Source organism: Paracoccus sp. (in: a-proteobacteria) (assembly GCF_030604785.1).
In the GTDB taxonomy this organism is placed as follows: domain Bacteria; phylum Pseudomonadota; class Alphaproteobacteria; order Rhodobacterales; family Rhodobacteraceae; genus Paracoccus.
The window spans coordinates 33389-57781 of the sequence record NZ_JAUVVF010000003.1 but is presented as its reverse complement, the minus strand read 5'-3'; the positions used below and the strand labels follow the sequence as shown (position 1 = coordinate 57781).

At 68.5% G+C, this 24393-nt stretch carries 21 protein-coding genes; 16 read left to right on the top strand and 5 right to left on the bottom strand.

The annotated features are described in order from the left end of the window. Positions 1 to 26: 26 nt before the first annotated feature. The 5 genes from QAR72_RS01800 to QAR72_RS01780 all read left to right on the top strand — a co-directional run bounded on the left by QAR72_RS01800 (position 27) and on the right by QAR72_RS01780 (position 7146). On the top strand, positions 27 to 2993 hold the full coding sequence (locus tag QAR72_RS01800) for a 2-oxoglutarate dehydrogenase E1 component (RefSeq protein ID WP_304615646.1): 2967 nt from the start codon (positions 27 to 29) through the stop codon (positions 2991 to 2993). Positions 2994 to 2997: 4 nt separating this feature from the next. Continuing rightward, entirely contained in the window at positions 2998 to 4530 is a 1533-nt protein-coding gene (odhB, locus tag QAR72_RS01795; protein WP_304615645.1) for a 2-oxoglutarate dehydrogenase complex dihydrolipoyllysine-residue succinyltransferase, read from the top strand. 200 nt (positions 4531 to 4730) lie between these two features. Next, the gene (locus QAR72_RS01790) at positions 4731 to 5126 is read left to right on the top strand and encodes an MAPEG family protein (protein WP_304615714.1); all 396 of its coding nucleotides are present in this window, start codon (positions 4731 to 4733) and stop codon (positions 5124 to 5126) included. Positions 5127 to 5198: 72 nt separating this feature from the next. Then, on the top strand, positions 5199 to 6593 hold the full coding sequence (gene lpdA / locus QAR72_RS01785) for a dihydrolipoyl dehydrogenase (protein WP_304615713.1): 1395 nt from the start codon (positions 5199 to 5201) through the stop codon (positions 6591 to 6593). A gap of 76 nt (positions 6594 to 6669) precedes the next feature. Beyond that, entirely contained in the window at positions 6670 to 7146 is a 477-nt protein-coding gene (locus QAR72_RS01780) for a lytic transglycosylase domain-containing protein (RefSeq protein WP_304615712.1), read from the top strand. Between the two features lie 12 nt (positions 7147 to 7158). On the opposite strand, the gene QAR72_RS01775 is transcribed toward QAR72_RS01780, so the two are convergent. Beyond that, entirely contained in the window at positions 7159 to 7782 is a 624-nt protein-coding gene (locus tag QAR72_RS01775; protein ID WP_304615644.1) for a lytic transglycosylase domain-containing protein, read from the bottom strand. A gap of 206 nt (positions 7783 to 7988) precedes the next feature. Here QAR72_RS01775 and ssb point away from each other — a divergent pair, with 206 nt between their 5' ends. Beyond that, positions 7989 to 8474: a single-stranded DNA-binding protein gene (ssb, locus tag QAR72_RS01770; protein WP_304615643.1), complete on the top strand. Its 486-nt coding sequence runs from the start codon at positions 7989 to 7991 to the stop codon at positions 8472 to 8474. A 220-nt stretch (positions 8475 to 8694) separates the two neighbouring features. Next, positions 8695 to 9741 carry a Leu/Phe/Val dehydrogenase gene (locus tag QAR72_RS01765; protein WP_304615642.1) on the top strand — a complete coding sequence of 349 codons (1047 nt, stop codon included), beginning with the start codon at positions 8695 to 8697 and terminating at the stop codon, positions 9739 to 9741. Positions 9742 to 9823: 82 nt separating this feature from the next. Here QAR72_RS01765 and aroB read toward each other — a convergent pair whose 3' ends face one another. Both aroB and QAR72_RS01755 read right to left on the bottom strand, forming a co-directional pair. Then, positions 9824 to 10930: a 3-dehydroquinate synthase gene (gene aroB / locus QAR72_RS01760; protein ID WP_304615641.1), complete on the bottom strand. Its 1107-nt coding sequence runs from the start codon at positions 10928 to 10930 to the stop codon at positions 9824 to 9826. Next, positions 10930 to 11568, bottom strand: coding sequence for a shikimate kinase (locus QAR72_RS01755; RefSeq protein WP_304615640.1), 639 nt, complete (start codon positions 11566 to 11568; stop codon positions 10930 to 10932). The genes aroB and QAR72_RS01755 overlap by 1 nt, the downstream gene beginning before the upstream one ends. A 58-nt stretch (positions 11569 to 11626) precedes the next feature. On the opposite strand from QAR72_RS01755, the gene QAR72_RS01750 reads away from it, so the two are divergent. From QAR72_RS01750 to QAR72_RS01720, 7 genes are all read left to right on the top strand, one after another. Next, complete coding sequence (locus QAR72_RS01750) at positions 11627 to 11764, top strand: hypothetical protein (RefSeq protein WP_304615639.1); 138 nt, start codon at positions 11627 to 11629, stop codon at positions 11762 to 11764. Continuing rightward, positions 11757 to 13238, top strand: a complete 1482-nt coding sequence (locus QAR72_RS01745; RefSeq protein WP_304615638.1) for a hypothetical protein — start codon at positions 11757 to 11759, stop codon at positions 13236 to 13238. Before QAR72_RS01750 ends, QAR72_RS01745 begins: the two co-directional genes overlap by 8 nt. Continuing rightward, positions 13235 to 14188, top strand: coding sequence for a tyrosine recombinase (locus QAR72_RS01740; RefSeq protein ID WP_304615637.1), 954 nt, complete (start codon positions 13235 to 13237; stop codon positions 14186 to 14188). Before QAR72_RS01745 ends, QAR72_RS01740 begins: the two co-directional genes overlap by 4 nt. Positions 14189 to 14203: 15 nt before the next feature. Beyond that, complete coding sequence (locus QAR72_RS01735; RefSeq protein WP_304615636.1) at positions 14204 to 15532, top strand: HlyC/CorC family transporter; 1329 nt, start codon at positions 14204 to 14206, stop codon at positions 15530 to 15532. Positions 15533 to 15602: 70 nt separating this feature from the next. Beyond that, a complete protein-coding gene (tkt, locus tag QAR72_RS01730) occupies positions 15603 to 17621 on the top strand; it encodes a transketolase (protein ID WP_304615635.1) in 2019 nt (672 codons plus the stop codon). 82 nt (positions 17622 to 17703) lie between these two features. Then, positions 17704 to 18621, top strand: a complete 918-nt coding sequence (locus QAR72_RS01725; RefSeq protein ID WP_304615634.1) for a DMT family transporter — start codon at positions 17704 to 17706, stop codon at positions 18619 to 18621. Continuing rightward, on the top strand, positions 18618 to 19487 hold the full coding sequence (locus QAR72_RS01720) for a lysophospholipid acyltransferase family protein (protein WP_304615633.1): 870 nt from the start codon (positions 18618 to 18620) through the stop codon (positions 19485 to 19487). The genes QAR72_RS01725 and QAR72_RS01720 overlap by 4 nt, the downstream gene beginning before the upstream one ends. A 59-nt stretch (positions 19488 to 19546) precedes the next feature. Here QAR72_RS01720 and QAR72_RS01715 read toward each other — a convergent pair whose 3' ends face one another. Next, entirely contained in the window at positions 19547 to 20956 is a 1410-nt protein-coding gene (locus QAR72_RS01715; protein ID WP_304615632.1) for a class II 3-deoxy-7-phosphoheptulonate synthase, read from the bottom strand. Between the two features lie 223 nt (positions 20957 to 21179). Between QAR72_RS01715 and QAR72_RS01710 the strand changes: the two genes are divergently transcribed. Beyond that, the gene (locus QAR72_RS01710) at positions 21180 to 22139 is read left to right on the top strand and encodes a GlxA family transcriptional regulator (RefSeq protein WP_442953536.1); all 960 of its coding nucleotides are present in this window, start codon (positions 21180 to 21182) and stop codon (positions 22137 to 22139) included. A 60-nt stretch (positions 22140 to 22199) separates the two neighbouring features. Beyond that, complete coding sequence (locus tag QAR72_RS01705; RefSeq protein WP_304615630.1) at positions 22200 to 23375, top strand: Hint domain-containing protein; 1176 nt, start codon at positions 22200 to 22202, stop codon at positions 23373 to 23375. Here the strand turns inward: QAR72_RS01705 and ftsY are convergent. Next, positions 23372 to 24382, bottom strand: a complete 1011-nt coding sequence (gene ftsY, locus QAR72_RS01700; protein ID WP_304615629.1) for a signal recognition particle-docking protein FtsY — start codon at positions 24380 to 24382, stop codon at positions 23372 to 23374. The two genes, QAR72_RS01705 and ftsY, sit on opposite strands and share 4 nt — an antisense overlap. Positions 24383 to 24393: the final 11 nt, after the last annotated feature.

The window sequence follows — 24393 nt, the reverse complement described above, 5'->3', positions numbered from 1 at the left end:
TTTCCGCCCTGAACCGGGGACTGACCATGACCGAGCAGCCTAAGAACACCGACTTTCACGATTCCTCGTTCCTGCAGGGCCACAACGCGGCCTATGTGGAACAGCTTTACGGGCAGTGGGCAAGGAACCCGGCTGCGGTCGATCAGGCCTGGGACGCGTTCTTCCGGGGCCTCGGCGACGAGCAGTCCGATGCCGCCCGCGAGGCCGAGGGCGCAAGCTGGTCGCGCAAGGACTGGCCTCCGGTTCCCGCCGACGAACTGACCAGCGCGCTGACCGGCGAATGGCCGGCGGGCGGCAAGGCCGAGGCCAAGGCCGCCGGCCAGAAGATCGCCGCCAAGGCCGCCGAGAAGGGCGTCTCCCTGTCCGAGGCGCAGCTGCGTCAGGCCGTTCTGGACAGCATCCGCGCGCTGATGCTGATCCGCGCCTACCGCATCCGGGGCCATCTGCATGCCGATCTGGACCCGCTTGGCCTGCGCAACGTCCCCGACCATGGCGAGCTGAACCCCGAAAGCTACGGCTTCGGCCCCGAGGACATGGACCGTCCGATCTTCATCGACAACGTCCTGGGCCTTGAAGTCGCGTCGATCCGCCAGATCCGCGACCTGATGGAGCGCACCTATTGCGGCACCTTCGCGCTGCAATTCATGCATATCTCGAACCCCGAGGAAGCCGCCTGGCTGAAAGAGCGGATCGAGGGCTTCGGCAAGGAGATCCAGTTCACCCGCGAAGGCCGCCGCGCCATCCTGAACAAGCTGGTCGAGGCCGAGGGCTTCGAGAAGTTCCTGCATGTCAAATACATGGGCACCAAGCGTTTCGGCCTTGACGGCGGCGAGGCGCTGATCCCCGCGATGGAACAGATCATCAAGCGCGGCGGCGCGCTTGGCGTGAAGGACATCGTGATCGGCATGCCCCACCGGGGCCGCCTGTCGGTTCTGGCCAACGTGCTGTCCAAGCCCTATCGCGCGATCTTCAACGAATTCCAGGGCGGCAGCTTCAAGCCCGAGGATGTAGACGGTTCGGGCGACGTGAAGTATCATCTCGGCGCATCCAGCGACCGGGAATTCGACGGCAACACCGTCCACCTGTCGCTGACCGCGAATCCCAGCCACCTTGAAGCCGTGAACCCGGTGGTGCTGGGCAAGGCGCGCGCCAAGGGCGACCAGCTGGGCGACCGCACCGACCGCAGCTCGGTCCTGCCGATCCTGCTGCATGGCGACGCGGCCTTTGCCGGTCAGGGCGTCGTGGCCGAATGCCTTCAGCTTTCGGGCATCAAGGGGCACCGGACGGGCGGCTGCATCCATATCGTTGTGAACAACCAGATCGGCTTCACCACCGCGCCCCATTTCAGCCGCACCTCGCCCTATCCGACCGATATCGCGCTGATGGTCGAGGCGCCGATCTTCCACGTGAACGGCGACGATCCCGAGGCCGTGGTCCATGCCGCCAAGGTGGCGACCGAGTTCCGGCAGAAGTTCAAGAAGGACGTCGTCATCGACATCTTCTGCTACCGCCGCTTCGGTCACAACGAGGGCGACGAGCCCATGTTCACCAACCCGGCGATGTATACCCAGATCAAGGGCCACAAGACGACGCTTCAGCTTTACACCGAGCGTCTGGTCGCTGACGGGCTGATCCCCGAGGGCGAGATCGAGGACATGAAGGCCGCCTTCCAGAAGCACCTCAACGAGGAATTCGAGCAGGGCAAGACCTTCAAGCCGAACAAGGCCGACTGGCTTGACGGCAAGTGGTCGGGCCTCGACCGCGAGGGCGAGGAATATGTCGCGGGCGAGACCGGCATCGACCCCGAGGCGATGACCCGCATCGGCGCCGCGCTGACCACCGTTCCCGAGGGGATGAACCTGCACAAGACCGTGGGCCGTCTGCTCGAGGCGAAGAAGCAGATGTTCGCCACCGGCGAGGGCTTCGACTGGGCGACCGGCGAGGCGCTGGCCTTCGGTTCGCTGCTGCTGGAGGGCCACGGCGTCCGTCTGGCCGGTCAGGACAGCACCCGCGGCACGTTCAGCCAGCGCCATTCGGCCTTCATCGACCAGCAGAGCGAGGACCGCTATTACCCGCTGAACCACATCGCCGAGGGCCAGGCCCAATACGAGGTCATCGACTCGATGCTCTCGGAATATGCGGTGCTGGGCTTCGAATACGGCTATTCGCTGGCCGAGCCGAACAACCTGGTCATGTGGGAGGCCCAGTTCGGCGATTTCGCCAACGGCGCGCAGATCATGTTCGACCAGTTCATTTCCTCGGGCGAGAAGAAATGGCTGCGCATGTCGGGTCTGGTCATGCTGCTGCCCCACGGCTTCGAGGGTCAGGGTCCGGAACATTCCTCGGCCCGTCTCGAACGCTTCCTGCAGGGCTGCGCAGAAGATAACTGGATCGTCGCGAACTGCACGACGCCGGCGAACTACTTCCACATCCTGCGCCGCCAGCTGAAACGCAAGTTCCGCAAGCCGCTGGTCCTGATGACCCCGAAATCGCTGCTGCGCCACCCGATGGCGATCAGCAAGGCCGAGGAATTCCAGACCGGCAGCACCTTCCACCGCGTGCTGTGGGACGACGCGCAGCGCGGCGGCTCGGCCACGGAACTGGTCGCGGACGACAAGATGAAGCGCGTCGTCGTCTGCTCGGGCAAGGTCTATTACGACCTGCTCAAGGCGCGCGACGAGGCCGGGATCACCGACATCTACCTGCTGCGTCTGGAACAGTTCTATCCCTTCCCCGCCCAGGCGATGGTCAAGGAACTGGGCCGCTTCAAGCAGGCCGAGATCGTCTGGTGCCAGGAAGAGCCCAAGAACCAGGGCGGCTGGAGCTTTGTCGAGCCCTATCTGGAATGGTGCCTCGAACGTCTGGGCGCCAAGCACACCCGGGCGCGCTATGCGGGCCGCAATGCCGCCGCCTCGGTCGCCACGGGTCTCGCCTCGCGCCACAAGGCCGAGCAGGAGAGCCTGATCGCCGACGCGCTCGGCCTAGAAGGTTGATCCGATGAGCACGCCAGTCCACGTTCCCGCTCTGGGCGAGTCCGTGACCGAGGCGACGGTCGCCACCTGGTTCAAGAAACCGGGCGACCGCGTCGCGGCCGACGAGATGCTCTGCGAGCTGGAAACCGACAAGGTGACGGTCGAGGTGCCAAGCCCCATCGCGGGCATCCTGGCCGAGATCGTCGCAGCCGAGGGCGAGACCGTCGCCCCCGACGCCCTTCTGGCACGGATCGGCTCTGCCGATGCCGGCGCCAGCGAACCAAAGCCCGAGAAACCGCAGGCCCAATCGCAGGCCGACAAGACCCCGGAAGGACAAGGCAAGATGAGCGGCAAATCCGTGGACGTGATGGTCCCCGCCCTTGGTGAAAGCGTGACGGAAGCGACCGTCGCCACCTGGTTCAAGAAGCCCGGCGACCAGGTCGCCGCCGACGAGATGCTCTGCGAGCTGGAAACCGACAAGGTCTCGGTCGAGGTCCCGGCCCCGGCTGCGGGCGTTCTGGCCGAGATCCTGGCCGGCGAAGGCACCACGGTCGATGCAAAGGCCCGCCTCGCGATCATCACCGAAGGCGCCAGCGGCGCGAAATCCGCCGCCGCCAGCGGCGCGCAGGCCGCCCAGGACACGGTGCTGAAGAATGCCGGCCCCGAGGAGATGCGCCCCCGCGACCCCGAGGACGCGCCTTCCGCCAAGAAGGCCATGGCCGAGGCCGGTCTCAACCGCGACCAGGTCCAGGGCTCGGGCCGCGACGGTCGCGTGATGAAGGAAGACGTGGCCCGTGCCGCCTCGGCGCCCGCCCCGGCCCCGGCGGCCGCCCGCGCGCCCTCGTCCGCCGATGACGCGCCGCGCGAGGAGCGGGTCAAGATGACCCGCCTGCGCCAGACCATCGCGCGCCGCCTGAAGGACGCGCAGAACACCGCTGCGATGCTGACGACCTACAATGAGGCCGACATGAGCGGCATCATGGCGCTTCGCAACGAATACAAGGACGCCTTCGAGAAGAAGCACAAGGTCAAGCTGGGCTTCATGTCCTTCTTCGTGAAGGCCTGCTGCCACGCCCTGAAGGAAGTCCCCGAGGTCAACGCGGAAATTGACGGCACCGACGTCGTCTACAAGAACTTCGTCCATATGGGCGTCGCCGTCGGCACGCCCTCGGGCCTTGTCGTGCCGGTCGTCCGCGACGCCGACCAGAAATCCTTCGCCGCGATCGAGAAGGAGATCGCCGAACTCGGCACCAAGGGCCGCGACGGCAAGCTGTCGATGGCCGAGATGCAGGGCGGCACCTTCACCATCTCGAATGGCGGCGTCTATGGCTCGCTGATGTCCTCGCCGATCCTGAACCCCCCGCAATCGGGCATCCTCGGGATGCACAAGATCCAGGACCGGCCGGTCGTGGTCGGCGGCCAGATCGTCATCCGCCCGATGATGTATCTGGCGCTCAGCTACGATCACCGCATCGTCGACGGCAAGGGCGCGGTCACCTTCCTCGTCCGCGTCAAGGAGGCGCTGGAAGACCCCCGCCGCCTGCTGATGGATCTCTGATCCGCCGAATAACCTCGGCCCGGGCGCGCCACCGCGCCCGGGCCCTGCCCGGCCAAGGACAGCCCATGCCGACGCCCGCCCCGATCACCCGCATCCCGATCCGCCCGCACCCCGCCCCTGGCCCGGCGAACACGTTGCGCCGCCATGCGGTAACGCGCTAAGGCGGGACAAGGGACAGAGGGGCGCGAAACGGCATGACCATGACACCCGAACTGACCGTGCTGGCGCTGGCGGGCCTGCTGCAATTCGCGCAGATGATCGCCTTCTCGCTGGCTGCGCAGCGCCAGATCGGCCGCCGCGCGGCGATGGGCAATCGCGACGATCTGGCGGGCCACGCGCTGTCCGGTCGCGCGGGCCGCCTGCAGCGCGCGCTGAACAACCATTTCGAGGGGCTGATCCTCTTCACCATCGCCGTTGTCGTGGTGACGCTCGGCCAGAAGGCCTCGACCCTCACCGCCATCCTCGCCTGGACCTATCTCGGCGCCCGCATCCTCTATGTGCCCGCCTATGTGCGGGGCTGGGTGCCGGGCCGCTCGATCATCTGGGCGGTGGGCTTTCTGGCGACCATCCTCATGATCATGGCAAGCCTGCTGTGATTTGCCTTGGACCAAATATCCCGCGGGGGTCCGGGGGCGCGAAGCCCCCGGTCCTGCGGCCTGACGAAAGGAATTGCCATGTATGACCTGATCGTGATCGGCGCCGGACCCGGCGGCTATGTCTGCGCCATCCGCGCCGCCCAGCTGGGCCTCAAGGTGGCCTGCGTCGAAGGGCGCGAGACGCTCGGCGGCACTTGCCTCAATGTGGGCTGCATCCCGTCCAAGGCGCTTCTGCACGGCACGCATATGTTGCACGAGGCCCATGAGAATTTCGAGAAGATGGGCCTGATGGGCGCCCATGTCTCGGTCGATTGGGACAGGATGCAGGGCTACAAGGCCGAAACCGTCGCGGGCAACACCAAGGGGATCGAATTCCTCTTCAAGAAGAACAAGATCGACTGGCTCAAGGGCTGGGCCTCGATCCCCGAGGCCGGCAAGGTCAAGGTCGGCGACACCGTCCACGAGACGAAGAACATCGTGATCGCCACCGGCTCGACCCCGGCGCCGCTCAAGGGCGTCGAGGTCGACAACGAGGCGGGCCGCATCGTCGATTCCACCGGCGCGCTGGCGCTGCCGCGCATCCCGAAATCCATGGTCGTGATCGGCGCGGGCGTGATCGGGCTGGAACTGGGCTCGGTCTATGCCCGCCTCGGTGCCGAGGTGACGGTGCTGGAATATCTGGAAGTGATCACCCCCGGACTTGACGGCGAGGTGCAGAAGCAGTTCCAGAAGATGCTGGCCAAGCAGGGGCTGAAATTCACCCTCGGCGCCGCCGTGAAATCGGCCGAGGTTGCGGGCGACCAGGTCAAGGTCAGCTACGCCCTGAAAAAGGACGACAGCGCGCAGGAGATCAGCGCCGATGTCGTGCTGGTCGCCACCGGCCGCCGCCCGCATGTCGAGGGTCTGGGCCTCGACGCGCTTGGCGTGACGCTGACCGATCGCGGCTTCGTTCAGGTCGACAAGCACTGGGCGACCAGCGTCAAGGGCGTCTATGCCATCGGCGACGCGGTGCCCGGCCCGATGCTGGCGCACAAGGCCGAGGACGAGGGCATGGCCGTGGCCGAGGTCATCGCGGGCAAGCACGGCCATGTGAATTACGACGTCATCCCGGGCGTCATCTACACCACGCCCGAGGTCGCCAATGTGGGCCTGACCGAGGAACAGGCCAAGGCGGACGGCCGCAAGATCAAGATCGGCAAGTTCCCCTTCATGGGCAATGCCCGCGCCAAGGCGCAGTTTTTGGGCGAGGGTTTCGTCAAGCTGATTGCGGATGCGGAAACCGACCGCATCCTCGGCTGCCACATCATCGGGCCGTCGGCGGGCGACCTGATCCACGAGGTCTGCGTTGCAATGGAATTCGGCGCCTCGGCCGAGGATCTGGCGCTGACCTGCCACGCCCATCCGACCGTGTCGGAAGCGGTGCGCGAGGCGGCCCTGGCCTGCGGCGGCGGGGCGATCCATGCCTGAGGCGGCATTGCCCGTCTTGTTCGGCGCGGCGGGGGAGCTTTCCTCCGCCGACCGGAACAGCACCCGGAATCAAGACATCGCTCACCGCCTCGGGCGGCGCGGCCTGATCCTCGGGGTCCTTGCACTTGCGGCCTGCGGGGGCGGCGACAGCGCCACCTCGCGCCGCGGCGTGACGCATACCGGCCTCTACCCGAACGAGACGCCCCATCTGCGCCAGCGCATCAATTTCTGGGCCGGCCATTACGACGTGCCGCCCGCCCTGGTGCAGCGCGTGGTGCTGCGCGAATCCGGCCACCGGCCGGGCGCCCGCAACGGCCCCTATTACGGGCTGATGCAGATCCACCCGCAGACCGCCCGCACGATGGGCTTTCGCGGCCCGGATACGGCGCTTCTGGATGCGGACACGAACCTGAAATACGGCGTGCGCTATCTGCGCGGCGCATGGATGGTCTCGGACGGCAATCCCGACCGGGCGATCATGTGGTATTCGCGCGGCTATTACTACGAGGCTCGCCGCAGGGGCCTTCTGCGCGAGACGGGGTTGCGGCGCTAGGCCGCGACCCGCTCAGCCTCCGGCGATGATCCGCACATAGTTGCGGGTCTCGCGATAGGGCGGGATGCCGCCATATTTCTGCACCGCCCCCGGCCCCGCATTGTAGGCCGCCAGCGCCAGCCGCCAATTGCCGAACTGGTTGTACATCATCCGCAGATAACGCGCCCCGCCATCGAGGTTCTGCATCGGATCATGCGGGTTCACGCCCAGCTTCGCCGCCGTGCCGGGCATCAGCTGCGCCAGCCCCATCGCACCCTTGTGCGACCGCGCATTCGGGTTCCAGCCCGATTCCTGCTGAACGAGGCGCAGGAACAGGTCCTCGGGGATGCCGTGGCGCTGCGCCGCCGCGCGGGCATGGGGCAGGTATTCGCTGCGCCGCCCGGTATAGCGGGGGATGTTGCCGCCGTCGGGGGCCAGCGGCATGGCCTGCTCGATCCGGCCGGGCTGAAGCCGCGCCGATTGCTGGTATTGCGTCGAGAGCCGCGAATCCATCAGCCGGGTCTGGCGGGCGAATTGCTCGGCGCGCGACTTGGACGAACTGCCCGACAGCCGCAGCCCCTCGGCCGAGACCGGCGCCGCGACGCCCGTGGCCAGCGCCGCACAGATCGCGAGCCTGAGAAGATGAGTGAACCGCATGTCTCTGCCCTCGTGTTCGTCAGCTTGTCGCTGCTTCGACGCCGGGCACTATACACCGGTTTGCCCGCTCCGCCACCCGCCGCCTGCGCCCGGACGGGGACGCCCCGCCCCGCTCGGCGGCGGCTTGCCCATCGCCTGATGGCTTGCGGCTGGGGGCGCGGCTGCGCTAGACCGGCCTTCAACACTCGGAACAAGGGAACCCCGTCATGGCAGGCAGCGTCAACAAGGTCATCCTGATCGGCAATCTTGGGCGCGACCCCGAGATCCGCAGCTTTCAGAACGGCGGCAAGGTGGCCAATCTGCGGATCGCCACATCCGAGACCTGGAAGGACCGCACCACCGGCGAGCGGCGTGAAAAGACCGAATGGCACACGGTCGCCATCTTCAACGAGGGCCTCGTCAACGTGGTCGAGCGCTATCTGAAGAAAGGCAGCAAGGTCTATGTCGAGGGCGCGCTGGAAACCCGCAAATGGCAGGACCAGTCGGGCCAAGACCGCTACTCGACCGAGATCGTCCTGCGCGGCCTGGGCGGCAACCTGACCATGCTGGACGGTCGCGGCGAAGGCGGCGGTGGTGCGGGCGGCGGCAGCATGGGCGGCGGCTATGACGATTACGGCAGCAGCCGCGGCGGCCCCTCGGGTGCGCCGTCGGGCGGCGGACGCCCCGATTACGACGACGAGATCCCGTTCTGATCCTGACGGTTCAGGGCGAATCACTTCGGGGGCGGTCCGGCGGGCCGCCCCTTTTTCATGTGGCGCGCCGCGGCGCGGCGTAGCGATCTTGCCGCCGCCCCTGCCCCGACGATTTGCAAATTGCGCGCCGATGGCCCTGCCCTTTCGGAATGATCCTGCGCTTGCAACGGCTTTCAGGCGGCGTTTTCTGGTCTGAAGGACCTGACATAGGATAGCAGCCATGCCCCTGACCCTGACCGACCTGACCCCGCCCGACGGTTTCGAGCGCCTCGTGCTGGCCCAGCACCCCGAGGCGGGTCTGCGCGCGCTGATCTGCCTGCATTCGACGGTGCTCGGCCCGGCGGCGGGCGGTTGCCGGATGTGGCCCTATGCCGATGACGCGGCGGCCATCCACGACGTGACGCGGCTGGCGCGCGGCATGAGCTACAAGAACGCCATGGCCGATCTGGGCCTGGGCGGCGGCAAGGCGGTGATCATCGGCGATGCGCGCCGGGACAAGACCCCCGCGATGATGCGCGCCTTCGGCGAGGCGGTCGAGGCGCTTGGCGGGCGCTACTGGACGGCCGAGGATGTGGGCATCTCGCCCGAGGACATGGCCCATGCGGCCGAGGCCACGCGCCATGCGGTGGGTCTGTCGGGCGCCTCGGGCGACCCCTCGCCCTGGACCGCCGAGGGCGTGTTCCGCTGCCTGCGCGTCGGCGCGGCCCATGTCTTCGGCAGCGACGACCTGACGGGGCGGCGCGTTCTGGTGCAGGGTCTGGGCCATGTCGGCCTGTCGCTGGCCGAAAAGCTGGCCGCTGCGGGCGCGCGGCTGATCGTGACCGACATCCATCACGCGGCGCTTGACGATGCGGCGGACCGGCTGGGCGCCACGATCTGCGCGCCCGATCAGGTCTTCGCGCAAGAGATGGACATCTTCGCGCCCTGCGCCCTCGGCGGCGTGCTGAACGCGCAGACGATCCCGGCGCTGACCGCGCGGCTGGTCTGCGGCGCGGCGAACAACCAGCTGGCCAGTGACGACCTGACCGAGACGCTGGCCGCGCGCGGCATCACCTATCTGCCCGATTACGTCGTGAATGCGGGCGGCATCATCAGCGTCGCCAGCGAGATCCACGGCAAGAACGACGCCTGGCGGCTCGAGCGTCTGGCGGGCATCGCAGGCCGCGTGGCCCAGATGCTGGACCGCGCCGCCGCTAGCGGCCAGCCCCCGGCCCGCGTGGCCGATGCCATGGTCGAGACGATGCTGGACCGCAAGCGCGCCGCCTGACCGGGCTTGCGCGGCAGCCAGCCGAGCGCCCCCCCCTCGATGGGGGGTCGCGCGGCTTTCCGGGCCGGGACGGACGCGGGGCCTAGCGCGCGTCGCGCAGCACGGCTTCCAGTGTCGCGGTGTCGACCGCGTCGCTGACAAAGGCCTCGCCGATGCCGCGCGCCAGAACGAAGCGCAGGCGGCCGTCCACGACCTTCTTGTCCTGTCCCATCAGCGCGATCAGCGCCCGGTCGTCGGGCAGCGCGCCCGCGATCTCGGACAGGCGCGAGGGCATGCCCATCTGCCGCAGATGCGCCAGAACCCGGCTGGGCGCCTCTTGCGAACAAAGCCCCATTCGCGCCGACAGATCGAAGGCCAGCGCGCAGCCGATCGCCACCCCCTCGCCATGCAGAAGCCTGTCGGAATAGCCCGTCGCGGCCTCCAGCGCATGGCCGAATGTGTGGCCGAGATTCAGCAGCGCGCGCTCGCCCTGCTCGGTCTCGTCGCGGGTGACGATCCCGGCCTTCATCGCCACGGAATGCGCAACCGCCTTCAGCCGCAGCGCCGGATCGTCGCGCAGGCCCGGCGCGTTCTCCTCCAGCCAGTCGAAAAAGGCCGCATCCCCCAGCAGCCCGTATTTCGCGACCTCGCCGTAACCGGCCAGGAAATCGCGCGGGCTCAGCGTGTCCAGCACGTCGATATCGGCCAGCACCAGCGAGGGCTGGTGAAACGCCCCGATCAGGTTCTTGCCGTGCGCGCTATTGATGCCGGTCTTTCCGCCGACGCTGCTGTCCACCTGCGCCAGCAGCGTGGTGGGCAGCTGCACGAAACGCACGCCCCGCCGCAGGATCGCCGCCGCGAAGCCCACAAGATCGCCAATCACCCCGCCGCCAAGCGCCAGCACGACATCGCGTCGCTCGACCTGCTGTTCCAGCAGCCAATCGACGCAGCGCGTCAGATGCGGCCAGCTTTTCGTGGCCTCACCCGCAGGCAGCACTAGCGCGCGGCTCTCGATCCCTTCGGCCCGCAGCGCGGCCTCCAGCGCGGGCAGGTGCAGTCCCGCGACCACGGCGTCCGTCACGATGGCGACGCGCGGCCGCGCCAGCAGGGGCGCGATCTGTGCCCCCGCCAATCCGATCAGGCCCCGCCCGATGCGGACATCATAGGCGCGCGCGCCAAGGGGAACATGGACGGTGACGGTCTCGGTCATCAGGGTCGGTCCTTCGGAACAGGGGCAAAGGGGGACGAGGCGGCATTCTCGAGCGCCGTCAGCAGGCGCCGGGTCGAGGCCTCGATGCTGTCGCCCGCCTGCGAACGGAACCGCAGGTCGGCCAGCCCGTAGACCGGCGCGCGTTCCTCCATCAGCCGGATCAGCGTGCCTTTCGGATCGGCCGTCTGCAGCAGAGGCCGGGTCGGGCGCTGGCGGACGCGCTGCCACAGCGTCTCGATCTCGCAATCCAGCCAGACCGAGACCGCCGCCTGACCGATGGCCTTGCGGTTGCCCTCCTGCATGAAGGCGCCGCCGCCGGTCGAGATGACGCTGGCCGGCCCGGCCAGAAGCCGGCCCAGAACCTCGGCCTCGCGGGCGCGAAAGAAGGCCTCGCCGTCGCGGGCGAAGATCTCGGTGATGGTCATGGCGGCGGCGGTCTCGATCTCGGCATCCGAGTCGCGGAACGGCACGCCGAGGCGCCGCGCCAATTCGCCCCCGATCGCCGTCTTCCCCGCCCCCATCATGCCCACAAGCACGATATGCCTGATCAAGTGCCGTCGCATCGCAATCCCTTTATCTTGCGACTGAATGGCGTGATCTTCCCGGAATTGCCATATATAATCCTCTGGACCCGGCATCAGACCGGGCAAGGGCATGACAAGACCCCGATGGCAACGGGCAAGCAAGGGCAGGGCGATGCGGCTGATCAAGGTTCTGGCGGTGGTGATTCTGGCGGCTGTGATCGGGCTGGCCGGTTACGCCTATTTCGGCGACATGGAGCCCGCGCGCAAAGAGACGCGCCTGCCGCTGCAGCTGGGGATGCCGGGTGACTGAACGGCGCACCTTCGCGGCCCTGCTGGCCCTGACCCTTGCCCTGCCGGCGCCCGCAGCCTTGGCGCAGGGTCAGCCCCTCTCTGCCAGCGACTGGCTGTCGGGCAGCGTGCGCGGGCCGCAGCGCGAAACCTCGGCCTGGCGGCCCGGCGATCCGCCACCGCCCGAACAGGGCGCGATGTCGCGCCAGCCCGTGGCCGTCAGCGGCGATGTCGGGCCAGTTCTGGTGACGCGGCTGGATCAGGGCAATCCTGACGGCGCCGGCACGATGACGCCACGCCGGGCGGGGCTTCCGGCCGATCTGTGGGCGGGCAGCGACCCGGCCGAATTGTCGGCGCTGCTGCTGCGCACCCCGGCCCGGCTGCAATCCATGCAGGCGCTGATGCGCCGGGTCCTGTCGGCGCAGCTTGCACCGCCCCAGATCGACGGTGCGCCCGATCCGCAGGGACGTCTGTTCATGGCGCGGGTCGACCGGTTGCTGGACATGGGCGCGCTGGACGAGGCTCAGGCCCTGCTGCTGGCCGCCGGTCCCGGCGATCCCGAGATCTTCCGCCGCCTCTTTGACATCGCCCTGCTGGAAGGCGACGAGCACCGCGCCTGCCGGATCATGAACAACACGCCCGGCATCGCGCCCAGCTTTCCGGCGCGCATCTTCTGCCTGGCGCAGACCGGCGACTGGGCGGCGGCCGCGATCAGCCTGCACGGCGCCGAGAGCCTGGGCCTGATCGACGAGAGACAGGCGATCCTGCTGACGCATTTCCTGGACGATGCCTTCGTCGACGGCGAAGAGACGCTTGAACCGGCCGAGCGGATGACGCCGCTGGAATTCCGCATCCACGAGGCGATCGGCCAGCCGCTGCCCACCGTCACCCTGCCCGTCGCCTTCGCGCAGAGCGATCTGCGGCTGAACAGCGGCTTCAAGGCCCGGCTGGAGGCGGCCGAACGACTGGCGCGCTCGGGTGCGCTGCGACCCTCGACCCTGCGCTCGATCTATGGCGAACAGCGGCCCGCGGCCTCGGGGGGGGTATGGGAACGCGCGAGCGCGATGCGCACGCTCGAGGCGGGGTTGCAATCGGGCGAGCTGGCGCAGGCCCTGCCCCGCGCCTTTGACGAATTCGCCGCGGCCGGGATGGCGGATCTGCTGGCCGCGATGGTGGCCGCCGACCTGCCCGACCATTATCCGGGCGACGCGCGGACCGCCGAGATCGTCACCCTGCTGCGCCAGTGGCGCGGCCTGACCGGAACCGCAGCGCTTGAGCCCGCCCCCGAACTCGCCGCCGAGGCCGTCGAGCCGCCGGAAACGCAGCGGGGCGAGGCGCTGCTGCTGGCCATGGCCGATATCGACGCCGCGCTCGAGGGCGATCTGGCGCGGGCAGGGCGCGGCATCGCCATGCTGCGCGCGCTCGGCCTGCCCGAGGATGCGCGCCGCGCCGAGATCCAGATCACGCTTTTGCCCCGCATCGCCGGCGCCCCATGAGCCGCGACGCTGCCGCCATATCCGCCTTTCTGGATGCCCAGGCCGCCGAGGCGGGGGCGGCGCGCAACACGCTTCTGGCCTATGGGCGCGACCTTGGCGACCTGTCGGGCTGGCTGGCGCGGCAATCCCTGACGCTGGCCGATCTGACGCGCGAACGGGTCGAGGATTATCTGGCCTTCTGCGAGGCGCAGGGCCTGTCGCGGGCGACGCGGGCGCGGCGGCTGTCCTCGATCCGGCAATTCACGCGCTTCGCGCTGGAAGAGGGCTGGCGCCCCGACGATCCCGCGATCCGCATCAGCGGCCCCGGCCGCACGCACCGCCTGCCCCGCAGCCTCAGCCAGGCAGAGATCGCCTTGCTGCTGGACGCCGCCCCCGCCATCGGCCGGACCGCGCCCGACCGCGCGCGTTCGGCCTGTCTGGTCGAACTGCTCTATTCGACGGGCATGCGCGTCAGCGAACTGGTCGAACTGCCCGTCGCGGGCTGCCGGGGCGATCCGGAATTGCTGCTGATCCGCGGCAAGGGCGGACGCGAGCGGCTGGTGCCCCTGACCCGCCCCGCGCGGACGGCGCTGGCGGCGTGGCTGGCCCATCGCGACGCCCCGCCCGAGGGCAGCCCGCTGGCCCGGCTGATCGCGGGGCGCGGGGCGCGCTGGCTGTTTCCCGCGCCCGGCAAGGCGGGCCACATGCCCCGGCAGGCCATGTCACGACTGCTGGAACGCATTTCGCTGGCCGCCGGGCTGGACCCCGCCCGGGTGACGCCCCATGTCATCCGCCACGCCTTTGCCACCCATCTGCTGGAGGGCGGGGCAGATCTGCGGGTGATCCAGACGCTGCTGGGCCATGCCGATCTGGGAACGACGGAGATCTACACCCATGTCGTCAGCGCAAGGATGCGCGAACTGGTGCTGAACCATCATCCGCTTGCAGATGCAAGAACCGATAAAACATAGGTTTATCAAATCACAATGGACGATCCTTCAAGTAGTATCGACGGCGTCTTCTGGCTGACTTGCGGCGCCATCGCCTGTCTGCTGGCCATCTCGGCCTTCTTTTCGGGTTCGGAAACGGCGCTGACGGCTTCCAGCCGGTCCAAGCTGCAGGCCCGTGCCGACAAGGGGGAAAGCGGGGCACAGGCCGCGCTGCGCGTGACCGAGGACAGCGAAAAGCTGATCGGCGCGATCCTTCTGGGCAACAACGTCGTCAACATCCTGTCGGCCAGCCTCGCCACCGCCCTGCTGACGCGGGTGCTGGGCAGCAGCGGCGTCGCCATGGCCACTCTGGTGATGACGGTGCTGGTCCTGATCTTCGCCGAGGTGATGCCCAAGACCTATGCGATCTCGGCCCCCGAAAAGGTCGCAAGCCTTGTCGCGCGGCCGATCCGGCTGGTCACGATCATCCTGTCGCCGGTGGTCGCGGTCGTGCGTCTGATCGTGCGCGGCATCCTTGGGCTGTTCGGTCTCAAGACCGATGCGGGCGCGCACATGTTCTCCATCGAGGAAGAGATCGCGGGCGCGCTGTCGATCGGCCATGCCTCGGGCGCCGTCCAGAAAGAGGACCGCGACCGCCTGCTGGGCGCTCTGGACCTGGGCAACCGCACCGTCGAGGAGATCATGCGCCACCGCAGCGAGATCCAGATGATCGACGCCGACATGGCCCCCGAGCGCATCCTGGAAGCGGTGCTGTCCAGCCCCCATACCCGCCTGCCCGTCTACAAGGACGAACGCGAGAATGTCGTGGGCGTGGTCCATGCCAAGGATCTGCTGCGCGCCGTCAACCGTGCCGTGCGCGACCAGCGCGACCCTATGGCCGACCGCCGGCTTGACGTGATGGCCGTGGCCATGCCGCCCTATTTCGTCCCCGAGACGACCGCGCTGGACGAACAGATGCGCGAATTCCTCAAGCGCCGCACGCATTTCGCGCTGGTCGTGGACGAATATGGCAGCCTGCGCGGCCTCGTGACGCTGGAGGACATCATCGAAGAGATCGTGGGCGAGATCACCGACGAACACGACACCGAATCCGACCAGACGCTGAAGCCCGGCCCGCAGGGCGATTACCTGGTCGAGGGCGGCATGACGATCCGCGACCTGAACCGCCAGCTGGACTGGAACCTGCCCGACGACGAGGCGAACACGGTCGCGGGGCTGGTCATCCACATGGCGCAGTCGATCCCGGAACAGGGTCAGGTCTTCAGCTTCCACGGCTACCGCTTCGAGGTTGTGACGCGGCGCGAGAACCGGATCACGCGGCTCAAGATCAGGCCGCTTGCGGCGGCGCGGGGGGGCGAAAGCTGACGCCCGGCTTGCAACCCGGCCGCATCCAACCTAACAGGTCTGCGAAGCTTCTTGCCGCAAGGGACCCGTCATGGACATCGCCGCCCGCCGCTCCGCCAATCCCGACCACTGGAACCTCGCCGCGGCCATCCGCGTGCTGTCGATGGACGCGGTCGAGGCCGCCAATTCCGGCCATCCGGGCATGCCGATGGGCATGGCCGACGTGGCGACGGTGCTGTTTCGCAACCACCTGAAATTCGACGCCTCGGCGCCACACTGGTTCGACCGCGACCGCTTCATCCTGTCGGCGGGCCACGGTTCGATGCTGATCTACAGCCTGCTCTACCTGACGGGCTACCAGCAGATGACGCTGGACCAGATCCGCAACTTCCGCCAGCTGGACGCGATCACGGCGGGCCATCCGGAATACGGCCATGTCGAGGGCGTCGAGACGACGACCGGTCCCCTGGGCCAGGGCATCGCCACCGCCGTCGGCTTCGCCATGGCCGAAGAGGCGATGCGCGCCGAATTCGGCTCCGATCTCTGCGACCACCGCACGTGGGTCATCGCGGGCGATGGCTGCCTGATGGAGGGCATCAGCCAGGAGGCGATCGGCCTGGCCGGCCATCAGAAGCTGGGCCGCCTGATCGTGCTGTGGGACAACAACGACATCACCATCGACGGCCGCGTCAGCCTGTCGGACCGGACCGATCAGCGCGCGCGCTTTGCGGCCTCGGGCTGGCGGGTCCTGTCCTGCGATGGCCATGACGCCGCCGATATCGACCGCGCGCTGCGCGAGGCCGCGCAGGATGACGGCCGCCCGGTTCTGGTCGATTGCAAGACGGTGATCGGCTTCGGCTCGCCCGCCAAGGCCGACAGCAGCAAGGCCCATGGCTCGCCCCTTGGCGCGGCCGAGATCACCGCCACGCGCGAGGTCTATGGCTGGACCGCCGGCGCCTTCGAGATCCCCGGCGAGATCCTTGACCAATGGCGCCAGATCGGCGCGCGCGGCGCCGAGGCGCGCGCCGCATGGCAGGCCCGCGTCGATGGGCTGGAGGCCGCCGGGCGCGACGGTTTCGCCGCACGCATCAGCACCGACCCGAACCCGCGCCTTGCGCCGACCATCGCCGCCTTCAAGCAGCAGACGCTGGACGGCAAGCCGAAGGTCGCGACCCGCAAGGCCAGCGAGAACGTGCTGGAAGTGCTGAATGCCGAGATGCCCGAGAATTTCGGCGGCTCGGCCGACCTGACCGGTTCGAACAACACCAAGACCGGCGGTCAGGGCGTCTTCAGCCCCGAAAACCGTCTGGGCCGCTACATCCATTACGGCATCCGCGAACACGGCATGGCCGCCGCGATGAACGGCATCTGGCTGCATGGCGGCTTCCGCCCCTATGGCGGCACGTTCCTGACCTTCACCGATTACGCGCGTGGCGCGATGCGCCTGTCGGCGCTGATGGGCGTGCCGGTCGTCTATGTGATGACCCATGACAGCATCGGCCTGGGCGAGGACGGCCCGACCCACCAGCCGGTCGAGCATCTGGCGATCTGCCGCGCCACGCCGAACACGCTGACCCTGCGCCCCTGCGACCAGATCGAGACCGCCGAGGCCTGGGAAATCGCGCTGTCGCAGACGAACCGGCCTTCGGTTCTGGCCCTGTCGCGCCAGAACCTGCCGACGCTGCGCGAGGAGATCGCCGAGAACCTGTCCGCCAAGGGCGGCTATGTGCTGCGCGAGGCCTCGGCCGCGCCGCAGGTCGTGCTGATGGCCTCGGGCTCCGAGGTCGAGATCGCCGTTGCCGCGCGCGACGCGCTGGAGGCCGATGGCATCGCCACGCGCGTCGTCTCGGTCCCCTCGATCGAGCTGTTCCTGGCCCAGGACGAGGGCTACCGCGCCAGCGTCCTGCCCGCCGGCACCGTCCGCATCGCCGTCGAGGCGGCGATCGGCCTGCCTTGGGACCGGCTGCTGCTGGGTCTTGGCGGGTCCGAGGCGAAATCGGCCTTTGTCGGCATGACCGGATTTGGCGCATCGGGTCCGGCGCCCGCGCTCTACAAGCATTTCGGCATCACCGCCGAGGCTGTCGCGGAACGCGCCAAGGCGCTTCTGTGAGGCGCAAGCCCGCCCTGGAGGCGGAAAGCGGTGCAATTCGCGGCCCCCTTGGTGACAAGCGGGCCGCGGGCCGCACCCGCTGATGACCATGCCACGGCCTGCCATCGACTTGGCCCCGCCCCTGGGCCGCTTCTCGGGCCAGTCGGCGGGGATCGGGCTGCTTCTGGCCGCGATCCTGGGCTTCACGCTGATGGATGCGACGGCCAAGCACCTGACCCAGACCTATCCGGCGGGTCAGGTGATCTGGGCGCGCTTTGTCGGCAACCTGCTGATCTTCGCGCTGATTTTCCACCGTCACCTGCCCCGGCTGATGCGGACGCGGCAACCGGGGCTGCAATTCGCGCGCGCGCTGATGCAGCTGGGCTCGGTCGGACTGTTCTTCACCTCGCTGGCCTATATCGGACTGGCCGAGGCGACCGCGATCATGGACCTGAACCCGGTACTGATCACGCTTGGCGCGGCCCTGTTTTTGGGCGAGAAGATCGGCCCGCGCCGGGTCGTGGGCATCGTCGTCGCGCTGTTCGGGGCGATGGTGATCATCCGGCCCGGTCTGGGCGTCTTCCAGCCCGCCGCACTGCTGCCGCTGGCGGGGGCCTTCACCTTCGCGGCCGGCGCGCTGCTGACGCGGATGGTGCGTGGCGACAGCGTCGTCACCTCGGTCCTGTGGTCGGCGGTGGTGGGGACGGCGCTGACCAGCTTGGCCCTGCCCTTCGTCTGGCAGCCAGTCGCCGCCTCTGACCTCTGGGCGTTCGGGCTGCTTGCGATCCTGGGCACGGTCAGCCAGTATCTTCTGGTGCGCGCCTTCTCGCAGGCCGAGGCCGGGGCGCTGGCGCCCTTCGGCTATACCGGGCTTGTCTGGGCGGGGCTGTGGGGCTGGCTGTTCTTTGGCCAGCTTCCCGATATCTGGACGGTGGCGGGGGCGACGGTGATCGTTCTGGCAGGGCTTTATGTCTGGTCGCGCGAGGCGCAGGCCGCGCGCGCCGCGCGGAGGGCCGGATGAGCGACGAACGCCCCGGCCTTGCCGATCGCCTGGGCAACGCGGCCTTTCTGGCGCTGATGGGCGCTGTGCGCCTGCTGCCCTACGAGAGGCGCATCCCGGCGATGGGCTGGATCTTCTCGCGCCTGCTGGCTCCGGTCGCGGGCTGGCGGCGGCGCATCCGGGCCAACCTCGCGATGGCGCGGCCCGACCTGTCGGAGACCGAGATCGCGGCGCTTCTGCGCGCGGTTCCCGACAATGCCGGGCGGTCCCTGGCCGAGATCTATTCCGGCGAGGACTTCACCGCCCGCATCCATGCCTCGGACCCGCTGGAGGGGCCGGGCCTTCCCATGCTGGAGGAAGCCTTTGCCCAAGGCCGCCCCGTGATCCTGGCCTGCGCGCATTTCGGCAATTACGATGCGATGCGCGCGGCCCTGGCCGGGCGCGGCTGGCCGGTCGGCGCGCTTTACCGGCCGATGAACAACCAGGCCTTCAACCGCCATTACGTCCCCGCCATCACCGCCATCGCCGAACCGCTTTTCCCGCGCGGCCGGGCCGGACTGGCCGCGATGCTGCGCTTTCTCAAGGGCGGCGGCTGGCTGGCCTTGGGCTTTGACCAGTTCGACCATGACGGGGCCGAGCTGCGCTTTTTCGACCTGCCGACCCGGACCGTGCTGACGCCTGCCGAGCTCGCCCTGCGCTACGATGCGGTTCTGGTGCCCATCGCAGGGATACGCCTGCCCGACGGGCTGCGCTTTCGCGTCCATGTCGGCAGCCCGGTCGCCAAAGGCAGCCCGGCTGAGATGATGCAGGCGCTGAACGACGATCTCGAGATGCTGGTGCGCCAGCACATGGATCAGTGGTTCTGGGTGCATCGCCGCTGGAAATGAACAGGCCGACATGAAAAGGCCCCGCCAAGGCGGGGCCGTTCCATTCACCGTGCCCGCGTTCAGGCCCGAGCGACCTCGCGCAGGGGCGCGGCCTCTTCGCGGCGTGCCCGCAGTTCCTCGGCCACCAGGAAGGCCAGTTCCAGCGACTGGCTGGCGTTCAGGCGCGGATCGCAGGCGGTGTGGTAACGGTCCGACAGATCCTCGTCCGTCACCGCGCGCACGCCGCCGGTGCATTCGGTCACGTCCTTGCCGGTCATCTCGAAATGCACGCCGCCGGGGATCGTGCCCTCGGCCTTGTGGATCGCGAAGAATTCCCGGACCTCGCGTAGGATCGAATCGAAGGCCCGCGTCTTGTAGCCGGTCGAGGACTTGATGACGTTGCCGTGCATCGGATCGCAGGACCAGACGACATTCGCGCCCTCGGCCTGGACGGTCTGGATCAGGCGCGGCAGGTGGTCGCCGACCTTGCCCGCGCCGAAACGCGCGATCAGGGTCAGGCGGCCCGGCTCGTTTTCCGGGTTCAGCTTGGCCATCAACACCTTGAGATCGTCCGCCGTGGTGGTCGGGCCGCATTTCAGGCCGATCGGGTTCTGCACGCCGCGGCAGAATTCGACATGCGCGCCATCGGGCTGGCGCGTGCGGTCGCCGATCCACAGCATGTGGCCCGACCCCGCGACGGGCAGGCCGGTGGTCGAATCGATGCGTGCCAACGCCTCTTCGTATTCCAGCAGCAGCGCCTCGTGGCTGGTGTAGAAATCGACCTTGGAGAGCTGGTGCGCGGTGTCGGAATTGACGCCCGCCGCCCGCATGAAGGCCATGGCGTCGCTGATCCGGTCCGCGATGTCGCGGTATTTCGCGGCTTCGGGGCCGCCCACGAAATCGGCGATCCAGCTTTGAACGCGCTGCATGTCCGCGAAGCCGCCGGTCGAGAAGGCGCGCAGCAGGTTCAGCGAGGCCGCGGCCTGCGTATAGGCGGCCAGCATCCGCTGCGGATCGGGGATGCGCGCCTCGGCGGTGAAGTCGAAGCCATTGATGATGTCGCCCCGGTAGCTGGGCAGTTCCAGACCGTTCACGGTCTCGGTCGCGGCGCTGCGCGGCTTGGCGAACTGGCCCGCCATGCGGCCGACCTTGACCACCGGAAGCTGCGCGCCCCAGGTCAGCACGACCGCCATCTGCAGCAGCACCTTGAACGTGTCGCGCAGGTTGTCAGCGCTGAACTCGCTGAAGCTTTCGGCGCAATCGCCGCCCTGCAGCAGGAAGCTGCGGCCCGCGGCGACATCGGCCAGCTGCGCCTTGAGACGTCGCGCCTCGCCGGCAAAGACCAGCGGGGGGTAGCGGCGCAGCTGATCCTCGACCGCGTTCAGCGCCGCCGCGTCGGTATAATCGGGCATCTGGACGCGCGGATAGGCGCGCCAGCCGGCCTTGTCCCAGCTTTGGGTGGCGGCGGGTTTGCGGGGCTCCTGCGTCATCTTCCATGCTCCTTGGGAAAAACGATGCGGCCCGTATAGTCGCTAACAGCCGCCGTGGGAAGGCTTGGCTGCATTTGCGGCCGCTTTGCACAAGGGTGCCAGCCATGCCCTTGTGGCGGGGCCGAAAGCCTGTTTCTGTGAGGGTGGAACCGCAGCCAAGACAGCCCTCATGCCATCCCAAAAACCGCGCCGATTCACCTTTCTGCTTCTGGATCGATTCACCATGCTGCCCTTCACGGCCGCGATCGAGCCGCTGCGCCTGGCCAACCGGGCCTCGGGTCAGGCGCTGTTCGAATGGCGTCTGGTCGGCCCAGCGGGCGATGTGGCCACCTGCTCGAACGGGACGCGGGTGCTGCTGGACGGCGGCCTCGAGGGCGAGGCCACGCCCGGCCGGGACGAGGTCGTGATCGTCTGCGGCGGCACCGACATCGCGCGCGAGGCGACGCGCCCGGTCCTGTCATGGCTGCGCCGCCAGGCGCGCGGCGGCGCCTCGGTGGGGGCGGTCTGCACGGGGGCCTGGATCCTGGCCGAGGCCGGGCTGCTGGACGGGCGCAAGGCGACGATCCACTGGGAGAACCATGACGGCTTCGCCGAGGCCTTTCCGGGCGTCGATCTCTATCGGTCGGTCTTCGTGCAGGACGGCAACCGGCTGACAGCGGCCGGGGGCACCAGCTCCATCGACCTGATGCTGCACCTGATCGCCGAGGATCACGGCGACCAGATCGCCGCCGAAGTGGCCGACCAGATGCTGCATACCGCGATCCGCACCGATCAGGACCGCCAGCGCCTGTCGATCCCGACCCGGATCGGCGTGCGCCATCCGCGCCTTGCCGCCGTCATCGCCCGGATGGAGGCCAATCTCGAAGAGCCGATCAGCCCCGCGCAACTGGCCCAGGATGCCGGCATGTCCACCCGCCAGCTCGAGCGCCTGTTCCGCCGTTATCTGAACCGCAGCCCCAAGCGCTACTACATGGAGACCCGCCTTGCCCGGGCGCGCAACCTGCTGATGCAGACCGAGATGTCGATCATCGAGATCGCGCTGGCCTCGGGCTTTTCCAGCCCGTCGCATTTCTCGAAATGCTACAGGGCGCAATATGGCAGCACGCCCTATCGCGAAAGGGGAACCTCGGCGCCACGGGGCAAGGATTCCTTAACCTCTGTTAACCAAGCGTTAACCTGTTGACGCTAACCCTCTGCGGAACACGCATCCGCGCGTCAGCGGTTGCAGGGACAGGGGCAGTCGATGGAACGCGAGATCACCGTCCTGACGGTCAGCCAGCCGATCAATGTCGGCAGCGGCTCGCCGCAGATGTATGCACCCTTCTTCGGGCGAACCACGCCGTTCACGCTTGACGGGCCGGTCATCTCGACCATCCATCTGCTGGATGACGACGACCGCTTCCACAACAGCATCTACACCCCGGACGAGACCGGCCAGAGCCTGACGCGCCCCGCCACGATCGGCTTCGGCGACACGGCGGTCACCCTGCCGGCCGGCACGCGGCTGAACAATTTCATCGGCTCCATCATGGTGGACAGCGAGGGCAACCGCTTCGCCATGATCCTGCCGCGCCGCTTCGTGCCCGACGATCTGGGCGAGGAACTGGGCGACCGCCACAGCGTGCTGGTCTTCCCGTTGCCGGTCACGGGATCGGACGGCGCCACCACATTTCCGCGTTTCGACCCCACATTGCCGCTGCGCTATGCGGAGGTCTACCAGATCGGCGGCACCGAAAACTCGCTGGCCTATGCTCCGCCTGCCGAACCAGCCTTGCCCGATGATCCGCCGCCCTGTCTGGCGGAGGGCACGCTGGTCCAGACCTCAACCGGCCCCGTGCCGGTCGAGCGCGTGCGTCCCGGCGCGCGGCTGATGACGCTGGATCACGGCTGGCAGAGGCTTCTGTGGTCGGGCAGTCGCCATCTGGACCGGCGCGCTCTGGACCTGCGGCCCCAGGACCGGCCCATCCGGATCGAGCCCGGCGCGCTTGGCCCCGGCCAGCCGTCGCGCACACTGTTCGTCTCACCCCAGCACCGCGTCCTGCTACGCTCGCGCATCGCGCGGCGGATGTTCGGACATGACGAGATCATGGTCCCCGCCCGCCATCTGCTCGGCCTGCCCGGCATCTCGGTCGATCACGGCGCCCTTGCCGTCACCTACTGGCATCTGCTGACGGAAAACCACCAGATCCTGCTGACCGAGGGCGCCTGGACCGAAAGCCTGCTGCCGGGCCCGCAGGCCCTTCGCGCCTTTGGTCCGGCTCTGGCGGCGGCCATTCGTGACATCGCCCCTGCTCTTGCCGCCGACCCGGTCCCGGCACGGCCGGTGCCGCCCGGCCATGCGACGCGCCGCCTGCTACGGCGCCACATCGCCAACCCGGCCCGCGCGCTGGTCGAAGCTGCGCCGGAAAGCGTGACCTAGCCGTCCAGCCCGACCAGGGCGCGGGCGAATTCCCCGGCATCGAACGCATCCAGATCGTCGATCTGCTCGCCCACGCCGATCGCATGGATCGGCAGGCCGAACCGGTCGGCCAGGGCCACCAGAACCCCGCCCTTGGCGGTTCCGTCCAGCTTGGTCATGACCAGCCCCGAAACATCGGCCAGCTTGCGGAAGGTCTCGACCTGGCTCAGCGCGTTCTGGCCCGTCGTCGCATCCAGCACCAGCAGCGTGTTATGCGGCGCCTCGGGGTCCTTCTTGCGGATAACCCGGACGATCTTGGCCAGCTCCTCCATCAGATCCTGACGGTTCTGCAGACGCCCGGCCGTGTCGATCATCAGAAGGTCGGCGCCCTCCGCCTCGGCCCGGACCATTGCATCGAAAGCCAGGCTGGCCGGGTCGCTGCCCTGCGGGGCGACCATCACCGGAACGCCCGCGCGCTGGCCCCAGACCTGCAACTGCTCGACCGCAGCAGCGCGGAACGTGTCGCCCGCCGCGATGACGACCGACTTGCCCGCGGCGCGGAACTGGCTGGCCAGCTTGCCGATGGTCGTGGTCTTGCCCGCGCCGTTCACGCCCACGACCAGCACGACCTGCGGACGCTTGGCATAGATCGGCAGGGGGCGCGCGACGGGCGCCATGATCCGCGCGATCTCGTCGGCCAGAAGCCCGCGCAGCTCGGTCGAGGACAGGCGCCGCCCCATCCGCCCCTCCGCGATGTTGGCGGTGACGCGCAGCGCGGTCTCGACGCCCAGATCGGCCTGGACCAGCATGTCCTCCAGCTCCTCCAGCATGGAGTCGTCCAGAACCCGGCGCGGCTCGGCGGCCTCGGCCTCGCCCCGCCCGAACAGCCGCCCCACCAGACCCGCAGGCGCAGGCGCGGGCACAGATGCGGGCGCGGGCTCCGCCTCGCCCACGATCTCGTCAAGCCCCGCCCCGATCTTCGAGGAGGATCGCGTCAACCGCTCTCGCAGCTTCGAGAAGAACGCCATATCAAGTCCTT

Bases quoted from the DNA above. Each gene is read 5' to 3' on its own strand.
- QAR72_RS01800 (WP_304615646.1), top strand. From the start codon at position 27: ATGACCGAGCAGCCTAAGAACACCGACTTTCACGATTCCTCGTTCCTG.
- odhB (WP_304615645.1), top strand. From the start codon at position 2,998: ATGAGCACGCCAGTCCACGTTCCCGCTCTGGGCGAGTCCGTGACCGAG.
- QAR72_RS01790 (WP_304615714.1), top strand. From the start codon at position 4,731: ATGACACCCGAACTGACCGTGCTGGCGCTGGCGGGCCTGCTGCAATTC.
- QAR72_RS01775 (WP_304615644.1), bottom strand. From the start codon at position 7,782: ATGCGGTTCACTCATCTTCTCAGGCTCGCGATCTGTGCGGCGCTGGCC.
- ssb (WP_304615643.1), top strand. From the start codon at position 7,989: ATGGCAGGCAGCGTCAACAAGGTCATCCTGATCGGCAATCTTGGGCGC.
- QAR72_RS01765 (WP_304615642.1), top strand. From the start codon at position 8,695: ATGCCCCTGACCCTGACCGACCTGACCCCGCCCGACGGTTTCGAGCGC.
- aroB (WP_304615641.1), bottom strand. From the start codon at position 10,930: ATGACCGAGACCGTCACCGTCCATGTTCCCCTTGGCGCGCGCGCCTAT.
- QAR72_RS01755 (WP_304615640.1), bottom strand. From the start codon at position 11,568: ATGCCGGGTCCAGAGGATTATATATGGCAATTCCGGGAAGATCACGCC.
- QAR72_RS01750 (WP_304615639.1), top strand. From the start codon at position 11,627: ATGCGGCTGATCAAGGTTCTGGCGGTGGTGATTCTGGCGGCTGTGATC.
- QAR72_RS01740 (WP_304615637.1), top strand. From the start codon at position 13,235: ATGAGCCGCGACGCTGCCGCCATATCCGCCTTTCTGGATGCCCAGGCC.
- QAR72_RS01735 (WP_304615636.1), top strand. From the start codon at position 14,204: ATGGACGATCCTTCAAGTAGTATCGACGGCGTCTTCTGGCTGACTTGC.
- tkt (WP_304615635.1), top strand. From the start codon at position 15,603: ATGGACATCGCCGCCCGCCGCTCCGCCAATCCCGACCACTGGAACCTC.
- QAR72_RS01725 (WP_304615634.1), top strand. From the start codon at position 17,704: ATGACCATGCCACGGCCTGCCATCGACTTGGCCCCGCCCCTGGGCCGC.
- QAR72_RS01720 (WP_304615633.1), top strand. From the start codon at position 18,618: ATGAGCGACGAACGCCCCGGCCTTGCCGATCGCCTGGGCAACGCGGCC.
- QAR72_RS01715 (WP_304615632.1), bottom strand. From the start codon at position 20,956: ATGACGCAGGAGCCCCGCAAACCCGCCGCCACCCAAAGCTGGGACAAG.
- QAR72_RS01710 (WP_442953536.1), top strand. From the start codon at position 21,180: ATGCTGCCCTTCACGGCCGCGATCGAGCCGCTGCGCCTGGCCAACCGG.
- QAR72_RS01705 (WP_304615630.1), top strand. From the start codon at position 22,200: ATGGAACGCGAGATCACCGTCCTGACGGTCAGCCAGCCGATCAATGTC.
- ftsY (WP_304615629.1), bottom strand. From the start codon at position 24,382: ATGGCGTTCTTCTCGAAGCTGCGAGAGCGGTTGACGCGATCCTCCTCG.